The sequence below is a fragment of the Brevundimonas vesicularis genome, from assembly GCF_027886425.1.
GTDB classification, from domain to species: domain Bacteria; phylum Pseudomonadota; class Alphaproteobacteria; order Caulobacterales; family Caulobacteraceae; genus Brevundimonas; species Brevundimonas vesicularis_C.
In genome coordinates, this window is the sequence record NZ_CP115671.1 from 1,599,558 (window position 1) to 1,612,429 (window position 12,872).

The following is a 12,872-nucleotide window of genomic DNA, read 5'->3' on the forward strand; positions in this document are numbered from 1 at the left end:
GGCGGCTAATCCGACCGCTTCGTTTTCATTTTGTGTGTTGGAGGGCCGCATGGCCATCGACGCTGCGACGGTGCGCAAGGTCGCGCATCTCGCCCGCATCAAGACCCCTGAGGACCGGCTGGAGCCGCTGGCGCAGGAGCTGAACGGCATCCTGGCCTGGATCGAGCAGTTGGATCAGGTGGATGTCGAAGGCGTGGAGCCGATGACCTCGAACGTCGCCCAGCCGCTGCGCCTGCGCGACGACGTCGTCACCGACGGCGCCAAGGTCGATGCGGTCTTGTCGAATGCGCCCAAGTCGGCGGACGGCTTCTTCGTCGTGCCCAAGGTGGTCGAATAGTCATGAGCGACCTGACCAAACTGACCCTGAAGGGCGCCGTCGACGGGCTGAAGGCCAAGGACTTCACCTCGGCCGAAATCACCCAAGCCTTCCTGACCACCATCGAGGCCGCGAACCCGACGCTGAACGCCTATGTCGAGGTGACGGCGGACAAGGCCATGGACATGGCGCGCGCGTCCGACGCCCGCATCGCCGCCGGCCAGGGCGGGGCGCTGGAAGGCGCGCCGTTGGGGATCAAGGACCTGTTCTGTACCGAGGGCGTGCAGACGACGGCCGGCTCCAACATGCTGCGTGGCTTCACGCCGCCCTATGAATCGACCGTCACCGCCAATCTGTGGCGCGACGGGGCGGTCATGCTGGGCAAGCTGAACATGGACGAGTTCGCCATGGGCTCGTCCAACGAGACCTCAGCCTTTGGCCCGGTCAAGAACCCGTGGAAGTCGACCGGCTCGAACGCCGAGCTGACGCCGGGCGGTTCGTCGGGTGGTTCCGCCTCGGCCGTGGCGGCGGACCTGTGCCTGGCTGCGACCGCATCGGACACCGGCGGTTCGATCCGCCAGCCGGCCGCCTTCACCGGCACGGTCGGGATCAAGCCCACCTATGGCCGAGCCAGCCGCTTCGGCATGGTGGCCTTCGCCTCGTCGCTGGACCAGGCCGGGCCGATCACCAAGACGGTGGAGGACGCGGCCCTGCTGCTGCAATCCATGTGCTCGTTCGACGCCAAGGATTCGACCAGCCTGGACATCGCCACGCCCGACTGGACCCAGTCGGTCGGCAAGTCGGTCAAGGGTCTGCGCATCGGCGTGCCGCGCGAATATGTCGTGGACGGGATGCCGGCCGAGATCCAGGCCCTGTGGGACCAAGGCGTGGCCTGGCTGAAGGACGCCGGCTGCGAGATCGTCGAGATCAGCCTGCCGCACACCAAATACGCCCTGCCGACCTACTATATCGTGGCGCCGGCCGAGGCGTCGTCGAACCTGGCTCGCTATGACGGGATGCGGTTCGGGCACCGGGCGGAGGACTTCAAGTCGCTGGACGACCTGTATGCGACCTCGCGCGCGGAAGGGTTCGGCAAGGAGGTCCAGCGTCGCTTGACCATCGGCGCCTATGTGCTGTCGGCCGGCTTCTACGACGCCTACTACGTCAAGGCGCTGAAGGTGCGTCGCCGCATCGCCGAGGACTTCGATAATGTCTGGGGCCAGGTGGACGCCATCCTGACGCCGTCGACGCCGTCGGCTGCGTTCGCGCTGGGCGACAAGCAGATCGACCCGCTGACCATGTATCTGAACGACGTCTTCACGGTGACGACCAATCTGGCCGGCCTGCCGGGCATCTCGGTGCCGGCGGGCGTGGACGCCGGCGGCCTGCCGCTGGGTCTGCAGGTCATCGGCAAGGCGCTGGACGAGGCGACGGTCTTCCAGGTCGGCGCCGCGCTGGAACGGGCGGCGGGCTTCACGGCCAAGCCGGGCAAGTGGTGGTGAGCATGAGCGACAATACCAAGACCATCAAAGGCCGCACCGGCGATTGGGAAATCGTCATGGGCCTGGAAATCCACGCCCAGGTGGCGTCCAAGGCCAAGCTGTTTTCCGGCGCGGCCGTCGGCTTCGGCGCGGGGCCGAACGAGCAGGTGTCGCTGGTCGACGCGGGCTTTCCCGGCATGCTGCCGACGCTGAACAAACACTGCGTCGAACAGGCGGTGAAGACGGGCCTGGGCCTGCGCGCGCAGATCAACCGCCGCAGTCAGTTCGACCGCAAGAACTACTTCTATCCCGACCTGCCGACCGGCTATCAGATCAGCCAGCTTTATTACCCCATCGTGGGTGAAGGCGTGGTCGAGGTGGAGGCCGAGGACGGCAGCTTCTTCAACGTCGGCATCGAGCGGCTGCACCTGGAGCAGGATGCGGGCAAGCTCATCCACGACCTGTCGCCGACCGAAAGCTACGTCGATCTGAACCGGGCCGGCACGGCGTTGATGGAGATCGTCTCTCGTCCCGACCTGCGCACGCCGGACGAGGCGGTGGCCTATTTGAAGAAGATCCGGACCATCCTGATCTATCTGGGCACCTGCGACGGGGACATGGAGAAGGGCAATCTGCGGGCTGACGTGAACGTGTCGGTTTGCCGGGCCGGCAACTACGACAAGTTCAAGGAGACGGGCGACTTCAGCTATCTGGGGACGCGCTGCGAGATCAAGAACGTCAACAGCTTCCGCTTCATTTCTCAGGCGATCCAGTATGAGGCGCGCCGCCAGATCGAGATCCTGGAGGACGGCGGTTCGATCACTCAGGAGACGCGCCTGTACGACCCGACGGCCGGCGAGACGCGCTCGATGCGGTCCAAGGAAGAGGCGCAGGACTATCGCTACTTCCCCGATCCCGATCTGCTGCCGCTGGATCTGGAAGAAGCCTGGATCGCCGAGATCAAGGCGTCTCTGCCCGAGCTGCCAGACGACAAGCGCAAGCGTCTGATGGCGGACTATGGCCTGTCGCAATACGACGCCATCGTGTTGATCTCGGAACAGGCTAAGGCCGACTATTTCGAAGCCGCCGCCAAGGGGCGCGACGCCAAGCTGGTGTCGAACTGGGTCACCAATGAGGTTTCGGCGCGCCTGGCCGCCGAGGGCAAGGACTTCAGCGAGAACCCGCTGCCGGCGGCGCACGTCGCGCAACTGGTGGAGTTGATCGAGACGAACGTCATCTCGTCCAAGATCGCCAAGGAGGTCTTCGATCACGTCTGGAACGGCGAAGGCTCGCCGGCCGAGGTGGTCGAGAAGCATGGCCTGAAACAGGTCACCGACACCGGCGCCATCGAAAAGGCCGTGGACGAGATCATCGCCGCCAACCCGGACAAGGCGGCGGCCGTGGCTGAAAAGCCCCAGGCCATCGGCTGGTTCGTCGGTCAGGTCATGAAGGCCACGGGCGGCAAGGCCAATCCGGCGGCGGTCAACGACATCCTGAAGGCCAAGCTGGGCCTGTAAGGCGCGGCGTCGAACGAAAAGCAAAGGCCCTGCGGAGCGATCCGCAGGGCCTTTTCCATTTCCAGGCTCAGGCCGACGGCGGGACGGGCGGCGCCGGCGGTGCGGGGGGAGCCGGAGGCGCAGGCGGGACGGGGGCGTCCGGGTCGGTTGGCGCTGGCGGAGCGGGCGGGGCAAGCGGAGGGGGCGGCGCAGACTCATCGACAGGGGGCGGCGCCGGGGGCGCGGGCGGCGCAGGCACGGCGGGATCGACCGGCGGCGGGGCCGGGTGGTGCGGAGTCTGATGATCGACCGGCGGGGGCGGCGGAGGCGGCGCGCTGGGCGCTTGCTGAGCGGTTGCGGCGCCGGCCAGCAGCATTGAGGCGGCCAAGGCGGTCAGTGCGATCTTCATCGGGGACATGTCCTTCGGTTGAAACGCCATCCGGAAACACTTCCGGACGTCATCGTGAATGGCGACGAAGACCAGCGTCGGAGCGCATCGCGGCCGATTTTCGTCCGGCGGGTTTCAAGTCGTTTCAAGCACTGATTGCTGAAGCTGATCTCGGCTGAGCGGCGTTTGTGGCGCAGCTGAGGGCTTCGAATACCTGGCGATCCAATGACGCATGACAAGATGTCGCACCGGAACAAGGTCACGCGAGGGTCACCGTTCGCAATCCTTCAGCGAAGCGGGGCAATAAAAAAGCCCGACGGCGCGGGGCCGTCGGGCGGAAGTGCAAAATCGTCAGGCTGTTACCAGCGCCAGGCGTCGCGGATGACGTCGATAATATAGCCGTCGTATTCGTCGATCAGATACAGGGTGTTGTCGACGGAAACCCAGCGCGTGCCCTCGGGCGGATAGCCTAGGCCGTAGGTGCGCCAGTCGTTCAGCTGATAGCGCCAGAAGGCATCCGGCAGATACTGCCCGACCGACCACGACCGACCCCAGTAGGAGCGCGGCACGCTGTAGTAGCCCCAACCCGGCGCGAAGTAGAAGCCGACGCGTACGCCGTTGTAACCCCTGAAGCGCCGATCATTGCGCCACCAGTCCGAGCGGTGGTTGCGATAGAAATCCCGCCGCCATTGATCGCCGTTGAAGCGCTGGCGGAACTCGCGATGCTGACGGTCGCGGTCACGACCGTTGTTCCACGCCGAGCCTGGACGGTCGGGACGGTTCCAGCCGTTTCCAGGACGGTCGGGGCGTTGACCGCCAGCATTTGGGCGGTAGGGCCGATCGGGTCGGTTCCAGCCGCCTTCGGGCCGGTCGGGACGCTGGCCGCCGGTATTCGGACGATCGGGTCGGTTCCAGCCGCCTTCGGGCCGGTCCGGACGCTGGCCGCCTGTATTCGGACGATCGGGCCGGTTCCAGCCGCCCTCGGGTCGGTCCGGACGCTGGCCGCCGGTATTCGGGCGATCGGGTCGGTTCCAGCCTCCTTCGGGCCGGACCGGACGCTGGCCGCCGGTGTTCGGACGATCGGGCCGGTTCCAGCCGCCTTCGGGACGATCCGGACGCTGGCTGCCGGTGTTCGGGCGATCAGGGCGGTCCCAGCCGCCTTCCGGTCGGTCGGGACGCTGGCCGGCCGTGTTGGGGCGGTCAGGCCGAGACCATCCGCCTTCGGGACGATCCGGACGTTGACCGCCAGCATTGGGACGTTCGCCACCCGACGGGCGCTCGGGACGGGGCGTATCGTTTGCGGGGCGGCTGGGACGTTCCGGGCGAGGCTCGCGCGGTCCGTCCTCACGACTCATCTGCGGGCGCTCGGGCCGGTTCATGCCGCGGGCGCGCCCTTCGCGCTGCGGCCGTTCCTGCTGAGCCTGGTCCTGTTCCTGGGCGAGGGCTTGTATCGGAGCTGCAAGCGGGCCGGCGACGGCGGCGATGGCGGTGAAAGCCATCAGGAGGCGTTTCATGGTCTTTGGTTCCTGCACGCCGGGTCTCCGGCGGCTTGAGGCGATCATCGATCCGTGGCGATGAACCCAGGCTGAACACTGTTCGCAATCAAGGGGCTGTCGGAAAAAGCAGAACCCCGCAGGCAAGACCTGCGGGGTTCGATCGTCCGGTTATGACGGGGCTTAATAGACGCCCGAGAGAACGCTGGCGATCAGGCCGCTGGCCACAGCGATCAACAGGATGTCGTTGCCGGCGTGGACGTAGCGATAGCCGCGCGGGGCTTCGCGAAGGCCGTAAACATAGGGGTCGCGGACGTAGTAGCTGCGATACTGTGCCGGCAGATAGCCGCCGGTGCGCCAGCGATAGCCGTTGTAGCGCGGCTCGACCCGGTAGTAGCCATAGCTGGGCGCATACCAGTAGCCCGAGCGCGGACCGTTGTAGCCACGGAAGTCCGAGCGGCCGCGCCACCAGTTGCTGTTGTTGCGGTCCCAGCGGTCGTTGCGCCAATTGCGACGGTCGTCCCGACGTTCCGCCCAGTAGTCGCGGCGGTCGTCGCGGCGGTCACGACGATAGTCCTGACGGCTGTCATAGCGACCGTCGCGCCAATCGCGGCGATCTTCACGGCGTTCCTGGCGGAAGTCGCGTCGGTCGTCACGGCGATCCTGACGATACTCGCGGCGGTCGCGGTCCTGGGCCTGGGCGAGCATCGGCACGGCCGTGGTCGACAGGGCGAGGGCGACGACGGCGGCCTTGGTGAGACGGTTCATCTTCGTGCTCCATTCTGGGCCGCCGACGGATGTGCCGACCCGACCCGTTAATGATGAGCAAGGTCGGATTTCGCGCCTGAATGCCCGCTGAACGATCGCGTCAGGTTTGCGGAGCGCTCGTGGCGCGCCGGCGAGGCGTGAACGAGAGATTTATCAGAGATTTCCGAGATCTGAATTCTGTCGGAAGTATTCATTTTTGCTTTACTGAAAAGTCCGAGCGAGGCCTTTCGCCGTTAACTTTAACTTCAAACCACCGGTATTTGATGGCGTCTCAGAGGCGGGCCCAGAATGGCGCCCGATCAGGAGATACGGTGATGAACGCGCAAGAAATGGCGCACGACCTGCAGGCCCACGACGACGGTCTGCCGCTGCCGACCCCGGACATGTCCGGCGACGACCTGTTCAAACTGGGCATGATGTATTCGGCCGGATCGGGCGGTTGCCCGATGGACCGGGTGTCGGCCCACATGATCTTCAACCTGGCGGCCATGAAGGGTTCGATCGAGGCGCGCGTCTATCGCCGCGAGATGAGCCTGGAGATGGAACGCGAGGAGATCGCCGAAGCGCAGAAGGCCGCGCGTCGCTACATCGACCAGGGCGTCGTTCAGCTGGTCGCCTAAACGACCATCTAGAACTGGGCGTAGCCGTTGCCGTTCGATCCGTTGATCGAATAGCTGAAGCCGATAGGCAGGGCGGCGCGCACCTGGGTGAAGAAGGCCGCCAGTTCGCCCAGCGTCGAACGCGGCACGAAGACGATATCGCCACGCCGCAACGGCACGACCTCGCCGCGACGCGGACGCAGGTCCACCACCCGCATCATGCGCGAGCCGCCAGGGCCGCGACGGATCAGGGCCACGCTGTCCTGACGCGACGTCGGGGCGAACCCGCCAGCCTGGATTACTGCCTGATAGGCGTCCAGATCGCCGATCATTTCGAAGACGCCCGGGTTGCGCACCTCGCCATCGACCCAAACGCGGATCGGGCCGGCCTGGCGTAGGGTGACCTCGACAACAGGGCGCACCAGCTGGGTCGCATAGGCCGCAGAGACGACCTGCTGAAGCTGGGGCAGTGTGCGATCCGCCGCCATGACCGATCCGATCAGGGGCAAAGCGATACGGCCGTCGGGACCGACCTTGAGGGTGCGTGTCAGTTCCGAAGCCGTCGGCGTCGCCACTTCGATCTCGTCCCCAGGATAGAGCAGATATTCCGGCTCTTGGTCCGTCCAGGGGGCGAAGGGCAGGCCGGCGAGCGCGTCGTAGGGCGACCGGTCGACGCGCCGGGGATCGCCAGCGCCGCCGGCGCCGCCGCAGGCCGCTAGCGACGCGGTGATGGAGGCTGAACCCAGGGTCAGCAGAAACAGGCGGCGATCGGTCAGCATGGGAATCGGTCGGCCTCGACGAGGGATATCGGGCAACCTCGCCGGTTATGGGTAATCATCGGTTAACGCCGGTGCGCGAAGGGTGAGGATCACACGCCTTTCAAGGGATTCGGCCCGCCCGATGCGCTCCACCGCACACGTCACCACAAGGCCGCGCTACGGCGTTCTGGACGTGATCGGCCTGTTGTTCCGCGAACTGCTGCTCATGATCATCGTCTTCGTGGTGATCCTGGGGCTGGGGTTCGCCGCCGCCATGACGCTGAAGAAGAGCTACACCGCCACCGGATCGGTCTTCGCAGGCGTGGGGCAGGAATACGTCTATCAACCGCGCGTCGGCACGGCGGAGCGGGGCCAGGCGCCGCAGGGCGACGAGGTCGCCAACTCCGAAGCCGCCATCTTGGGCTCCAGCGCCGTGCGTCAGAAGGTGGTCGAGGCCCTGGGCCCCGCCGCCATTTTGGGCGAGCAGCCCAAGGGCAGTCCACAGGCGGCGCGGTCCGCCGCGCTGAAGGCCGTCGGCGGCGGCCTGGGCGTCGCCACGGCGCCGGGCAGCGCGGTCATCCACCTGACCTACAAGGCCGACGATCCCGAACGGGCAGCCCGGGTGCTGAACACGATCATCGAGCAATATCTGATCTATCGCCGCGAAGTCTTCCAGGACAAGACGCCGGCCATCGCCAGCCAACGCATCGCTTTCGAGGATGAACTCGGCAATGCGGACCGCGCCTACGAGGCCTTCCTGGCGTCGAACGACATCGGCGACTTTACGGCGGCCAAGGCGACGCTGGCGGCGACCTATCAGACGGTCTTCACCGATCGGATGTCGACGCAAAGCCAGCTGAACCAGACCGCCCAGCGGCTGAACACCCTGGTGGCGCAGCAGGCGGGAACACCGGCTGAGGTGGCGCTGCAGCAGGATCTCAACATCTCGGCCCAGGACCAGGTGCTGCAACTGCGCACCGAGCGCGAGCAACTGCTGTCGCGCTATCAGCCCGACGCCCAGCCGGTGAAGGACATCGAGGCGCGGATCAATCAACTGCAAGCCTATGTCGCGACCGGCACGGCCGTCGGGGCCAAGGAGGTCCGCACCGGGCCGAACCCTGTCTGGACCGAGCTGGAAACCACGCGGATCAACACCCGGGCCGAGCGCGACTCGCTGGCGGCGCGTCTGGCGGTGCTGGACCGGCAGCTGGCCGATATCCGTTCGCGGCAGGCGCGGTTGACTGCGCTGGAATCCGAGAACACGACCCTGGCCGGCAGTCGCGAAGTGCTGAGCGCCTCAATCCGAGAGTTCCAGCAACGCGAGACCCAGAGCCGCGCCGATAACGCCCTGGTCGCCGCCGGCGCCGACAATGTCACCGTCATCGAACGCGCCCAGCCGCCGGCGACCGGCAAGAGCCTGAAAATCCCGCTGCTGGCGGCGGTCTTCCTGTTCGCCGGCTTCACCGCTCTGTGCGTCGGCCTGTTGCGGGTGTTCACACGGCGCGGCTTCACGACGCCGGCATCCGTCAGCCGCACCCTGGACATGCCGGTCCTGGCCGTCGCGCCGGCCAAGGCGGCCTAGCCGAACTCGTGCTAGGCTGAGGGCTTAGGGAGCGCCTTGGCGATTCGATGGTCGATCTGACTTCAGAAATGGCGGGCCTTTGGGCGGCGCTGGGACCGGTGCCGGCGCACCGTGCGCGCGTGATCCAGTTCGCCTCCGCCGCGACCGGCGAGGGCGTCTCGACCGTGGCGCGGGAGTTCGCGCGGCTGGCCGCGGTGCGGGCGCGCAAGCCCGTGTGGCTGATCGACGGCGATCTGGCCCAGCAGGGGCAGTTGGAAACGGTGTCGGCCGAACCGGATCGTTTCGGCCAGGTCGGCAAGGCCGCGCAAGGCTCGCCCGACGGCTCAAGCTTCTACGCCGTGACGCCGCGCGTGACCGGGCGCGACGGCAAGCCGGTGCCGGACTCGCGGCTGCTGACGGCGCGGTCCTGCCTGGGCGGCCGGTTGTGGGTCACGCATTTCCACATGGAAGCGCTGCGGTCCGGGCACCGGGTCGAGGCGGTTGGAGAGCCCCGCTACTGGGAGGCGCTGCGGCCTCACGCCGACACCATTGTCATCGACGCACCCGCCGCCGACCGCAACGACATGGCGATCATCCTGGCGCCCTTCGTTGACATGACGGTGCTGGTGGTCGCGGCAGAAAGCACCGCCGCCCACGCGCCGGTCATCCTGCGCGACGAGATTGAAGCCGTCGGCGGCAAGATCGCCGGCGTGGTCATGAACCGCTCGACCTACAAGGCGCCGGGGTTCCTGCAGCGACTGATGGGCTGAAGCCGCTTTTGAAGCGGACATTTATGGCGTCCGATTTCGCACATTCAGCAAGAAAATGAGGCGGTTGCGTTGAAATTGAGCGCGGATGCGGCGCCTTTGCGTGCGTCGCGCATTGTGTGGCCATGACAAAGTCCGTCGCATTCGTCGGAGCGGGGCCGACGACGCTCTACGCTCTTCATGCCCTGCTGTCTCAAGGCGCCGTTTCGGCGCGGGTGACGGTGTTCGAGGCGCGCGAGACGGCCGGTTGCGGCAGCCCCTACAGCCCGGACTGGAACGACGCGGCGATGCTGTCCAACATCGCCAGCATAGAGATCCCGAAGTTACAAAACACGTTGGCCGACTGGCTGTCGGCACGAACGCCCGCCGAACTGGCAGAGCTGGACGTGGATGGGGCGTCGCTCGATGAGCGCACGTTCGTTCCACGTGTTGCCCTGGGGCGGTATTTCGAAAGCCAGTTCGCCACCCTGGTTCAGCAGGCCCGCGCCAAGGGCGTCGATATCAATGTGCGGACGGGATGCCGGGTCATCGATGCGGCGAACCGCAGGGATGGGATCGAACTGACCTTCACATCGCCGCCGTCGCGGAAGATCGCCAGGGCTGTGTTCGACCATGTGGTTCTGGCGACGGGTCACCAGTGGCCGTCGCGGCCGGACGCCCAGCCCGGATATTTCCTCAGCCCATGGCCCGCGTCGGTCCTTGCTGATGTTCCGGCGAGGCGGATCGGCATTCGGGGGTCGTCATTGACGGCCATCGATGCGGCCGTCGCCTTGGCCACGTCGCACGGGGACTTCGTTCGGCGCGACGATCGGCTGATCTATCAGCCCGCGCCAGATACCGAAGATTTTCACATCGCCATGATGTCGCGAAAGGGTTTGCTGCCCGAAGCAGACTTCTATTTTCCGCTGCCGCATGGCCCGCTGGCCTATTGCACGCCCGAGGCCGTCGCTGCGGCTGTGGCGCGCGGTCCTGACGGGCTGCTGGACGCCGTATTCGACCTGTTTCGAACCGAGCTGATCCACCTGGATCCCGACTACGCCGCCGAGACGGGACTACATGATGCGACGCTGGAAACCTTCGCCGAGGCCTATTTCGCTCGGCGCGCAGCGGTTGATCCCTTCGTCTGGGCCGCCGCGAACCTGAAGGAGGCGCAGGCGAACCATGCCGCACAGGTGACGGTGGCCTGGCGCGACGGCATCCTGCGCATGCACGAGATCGTCGCCGTCATCGTGCCGCATCTGGACAGCGCCGAGTTCGAGCGGTTCAGCCGTGCCTTCAAGCCGATCTTCGTCGATATCTACGCCGGCGTGCCGCACGAATCGATCGAGCGGATGCTGGCGCTGCACGCCGCCGGACGGCTGGACGTCATCGCCTTGGGCGACGATCACGAGGTGGATACGCGCTGTCCCGAAGGCGGCGCGCGCGTGACGATCGGCGACACGAGCCGCCATTTCCCGATCTTCATCGAGGCGACAGGGCAGGCGGCCTTGAGCGGCATCCAGTTTCCCTTCCTGTCCCTTCTCGAGCAGGGGATCGTTCGAGATCAGGTCGCCAACGATGCGCCCGACGTGGTCCGGGGGATTGCGGTCGACGACCTGTTCCGGCCGGTCGATGCGCCCCTGCCGACGGATCGGCTGTTCTGTCTCAGCCTGCCGTTCATCATGGGGCGGCATCCCTTTGCGCAAGGGATTACCAGTTCGCACGAAATGGGTGGGATCGTCGGTCGGCGACTGGCGTTGATCCTGAATACCGCAAAGCCTGCGGTCGATCACGCCGAAACGGCGGCCTGACGCGAGGACGAATGAAGCTGTTTGCGATCTATATCGGCGGGGAACACCCCGGCGCGAATATCGAGGTGCACGATATACGCTTCCTCGTCGCGCCGACGATCGAGGCGACACACGAGGCCTTGCTCGCACAGTGGTGGGGACGCGAGGGAACGCTCCACATTGATTGCTGGTCGGAGATAGCGCAGGCGGACGGCTATGAGATCAGCCTTTTGCCCACGCCCTATGAGGGCAAGGAGAAGCTCTACTATGTGAACCTCGGAGGCTATGACGGCGTGGCCTTCGCGGAGCAGCACCGAAATGTCTTCGTCGTCGCCGACAGCCTGGCTGCGGCCAAGGCGCGCGCCATCAAACTGGCCAAGGGATGGACCGACGCCCACCGCGACGAGATGTATGAAGCCGAACAGGCCTTTGCGCTGGATGACGCCGCCCGGGCCGAGCGCCTGCACATTCATCTGAAGCCCAGTCTGATGACCGGCGATCCAGACTTCACCTGCCGCTATATGCCGATCCGCTGATCGGTTCAGGCCGTGGGGCGGCCCAGCATCGCCGCCCCGTAGAGTTTCGGCTCGAAACCCTTGGTCCAGAAGACCTTGCCCAGTCCTCTGGCGCAGCGGTCATAGGTGTGGGCGCGGTCGGGACGGCGCAGGAGGGCGGACACCAGGGACGCGGCGCCCCATACGCCGGTCTGGACCAGGCCGACAAGCGTCCATTTGACGACGCCGGGCCAGTCGCGGCGGTCGGCGGCCATCTGGGTCGGGCTTTGGCCATAGGCGAAGGCGCGGGTGAGTGCATAGTTGAGCGTGGCGCGGTGGGGCGGTGCGAACTCATCCACCCAGGCGTCGGCGGCCCAGCCGAAACGCCCACCGCGCGCCGACAGGGCGGTAAACAGGCGGTCGTCCTCGCCGCCCGTCTCGTTCATGGCGACGTCGAATGGGGCGGCGCTGGGCAGGGCGGTTGCCCGCACCATCAGACTGTTGCCGCAGCCGTGGATGCCGTCGGTCAGGCCGGTCTCGCGCGGGCCCTCGCGGCCAAAGAAGCGCTCCAGATAGGCTGTGGTCCAGCCGGTGTTTTCCGGCACGCGCCCGCGGATGGGGCCGAAGACGACATCGGCGCCGGTCTGAGTTTGGGCGCTCAGCAGGGCGGCGAGCCAGCCGGGAGAGGCGGCTTCGTCGTCGTCCAGAAAGGCGATCAGGGGCGCATCGGTGGCGGACAGGCCGATGTTGCGCGCCGTCGCCACGCCGGGGGTGGGGGCGTGGGCATAGGTCAGGGGCACGGGCACCTCGGCGCGCAGCCGCTCGATCAGGGCGGCGGCGGAGCCTTGCGGGTCGTTGTCGGCGACGACGATGGCGGCGACGCGATGCAGCGATCCGGTCTGGGCGAAGACCGACCGCAGGGCGCGCTCAAGGCTGTCGGGGCGGCGCAGGGTCGGGATGATGACGGCGACGTCGCGCATGG

13 protein-coding genes are annotated in these 12,872 nt (G+C 66.6%); 8 read left to right on the plus strand and 5 right to left on the minus strand.

Annotated features, from left to right (window positions below):
* Positions 1–49 precede the first annotated feature (49 nt).
* From gatC to gatB, 3 genes are read left to right on the plus strand one after another with little or no spacing between them, the layout of a single operon-like run.
* The gene (gene gatC / locus PFY01_RS08035) at positions 50–337 is read left to right on the plus strand and encodes an Asp-tRNA(Asn)/Glu-tRNA(Gln) amidotransferase subunit GatC (protein WP_039247681.1); all 288 of its coding nucleotides are present in this window, start codon (positions 50–52) and stop codon (positions 335–337) included.
* A gap of 2 nt (positions 338–339) precedes the next feature.
* Positions 340–1,818 carry an Asp-tRNA(Asn)/Glu-tRNA(Gln) amidotransferase subunit GatA gene (gatA, locus tag PFY01_RS08040; protein WP_271040903.1) on the plus strand — a complete coding sequence of 493 codons (1,479 nt, stop codon included), beginning with the start codon at positions 340–342 and terminating at the stop codon, positions 1,816–1,818.
* A gap of 2 nt (positions 1,819–1,820) precedes the next feature.
* Entirely contained in the window at positions 1,821–3,314 is a 1,494-nt protein-coding gene (gene gatB, locus PFY01_RS08045) for an Asp-tRNA(Asn)/Glu-tRNA(Gln) amidotransferase subunit GatB (RefSeq protein ID WP_271040904.1), read from the plus strand.
* Positions 3,315–3,381: 67 nt separating this feature from the next.
* Here the strand turns inward: gatB and PFY01_RS08050 are convergent, their stop codons facing one another.
* The 3 genes from PFY01_RS08050 to PFY01_RS08060 form a co-directional block, all read right to left on the minus strand.
* Positions 3,382–3,702, minus strand: coding sequence for a hypothetical protein (locus PFY01_RS08050; RefSeq protein ID WP_271040905.1), 321 nt, complete (start codon positions 3,700–3,702; stop codon positions 3,382–3,384).
* Positions 3,703–4,040: 338 nt separating this feature from the next.
* Positions 4,041–5,195 (minus strand): RcnB family protein, encoded by a 1,155-nt coding sequence (locus PFY01_RS08055; protein ID WP_271040906.1) that lies wholly within the window; start codon positions 5,193–5,195, stop codon positions 4,041–4,043.
* A gap of 162 nt (positions 5,196–5,357) precedes the next feature.
* Positions 5,358–5,942, minus strand: coding sequence for an RcnB family protein (locus tag PFY01_RS08060; protein ID WP_271040907.1), 585 nt, complete (start codon positions 5,940–5,942; stop codon positions 5,358–5,360).
* Between the two features lie 314 nt (positions 5,943–6,256).
* Between PFY01_RS08060 and PFY01_RS08065 the strand changes: the two genes are divergently transcribed.
* Positions 6,257–6,562, plus strand: coding sequence for a hypothetical protein (locus tag PFY01_RS08065; RefSeq protein WP_039247692.1), 306 nt, complete (start codon positions 6,257–6,259; stop codon positions 6,560–6,562).
* Positions 6,563–6,570: 8 nt separating this feature from the next.
* Here the strand turns inward: PFY01_RS08065 and PFY01_RS08070 are convergent, their stop codons facing one another.
* Positions 6,571–7,320: a polysaccharide biosynthesis/export family protein gene (locus tag PFY01_RS08070; protein WP_271040908.1), complete on the minus strand. Its 750-nt coding sequence runs from the start codon at positions 7,318–7,320 to the stop codon at positions 6,571–6,573.
* Between the two features lie 121 nt (positions 7,321–7,441).
* Between PFY01_RS08070 and PFY01_RS08075 the strand changes: the two genes are divergently transcribed.
* From PFY01_RS08075 to PFY01_RS08090, 4 genes are all read left to right on the plus strand, one after another.
* Positions 7,442–8,881: a GumC family protein gene (locus PFY01_RS08075; protein WP_271040909.1), complete on the plus strand. Its 1,440-nt coding sequence runs from the start codon at positions 7,442–7,444 to the stop codon at positions 8,879–8,881.
* 47 nt (positions 8,882–8,928) lie between these two features.
* Positions 8,929–9,630: a hfsB gene (locus tag PFY01_RS08080; protein WP_271040910.1), complete on the plus strand. Its 702-nt coding sequence runs from the start codon at positions 8,929–8,931 to the stop codon at positions 9,628–9,630.
* Positions 9,631–9,752: 122 nt separating this feature from the next.
* The gene (locus PFY01_RS08085; protein WP_271040911.1) at positions 9,753–11,417 is read left to right on the plus strand and encodes an FAD/NAD(P)-binding protein; all 1,665 of its coding nucleotides are present in this window, start codon (positions 9,753–9,755) and stop codon (positions 11,415–11,417) included.
* Between the two features lie 11 nt (positions 11,418–11,428).
* A complete protein-coding gene (locus PFY01_RS08090) occupies positions 11,429–11,932 on the plus strand; it encodes a DUF1543 domain-containing protein (RefSeq protein ID WP_271040912.1) in 504 nt (167 codons plus the stop codon).
* 5 nt (positions 11,933–11,937) lie between these two features.
* Here the strand turns inward: PFY01_RS08090 and PFY01_RS08095 are convergent, their stop codons facing one another.
* Entirely contained in the window at positions 11,938–12,870 is a 933-nt protein-coding gene (locus PFY01_RS08095) for a glycosyltransferase family 2 protein (RefSeq protein WP_271040913.1), read from the minus strand.
* Positions 12,871–12,872: the final 2 nt, after the last annotated feature.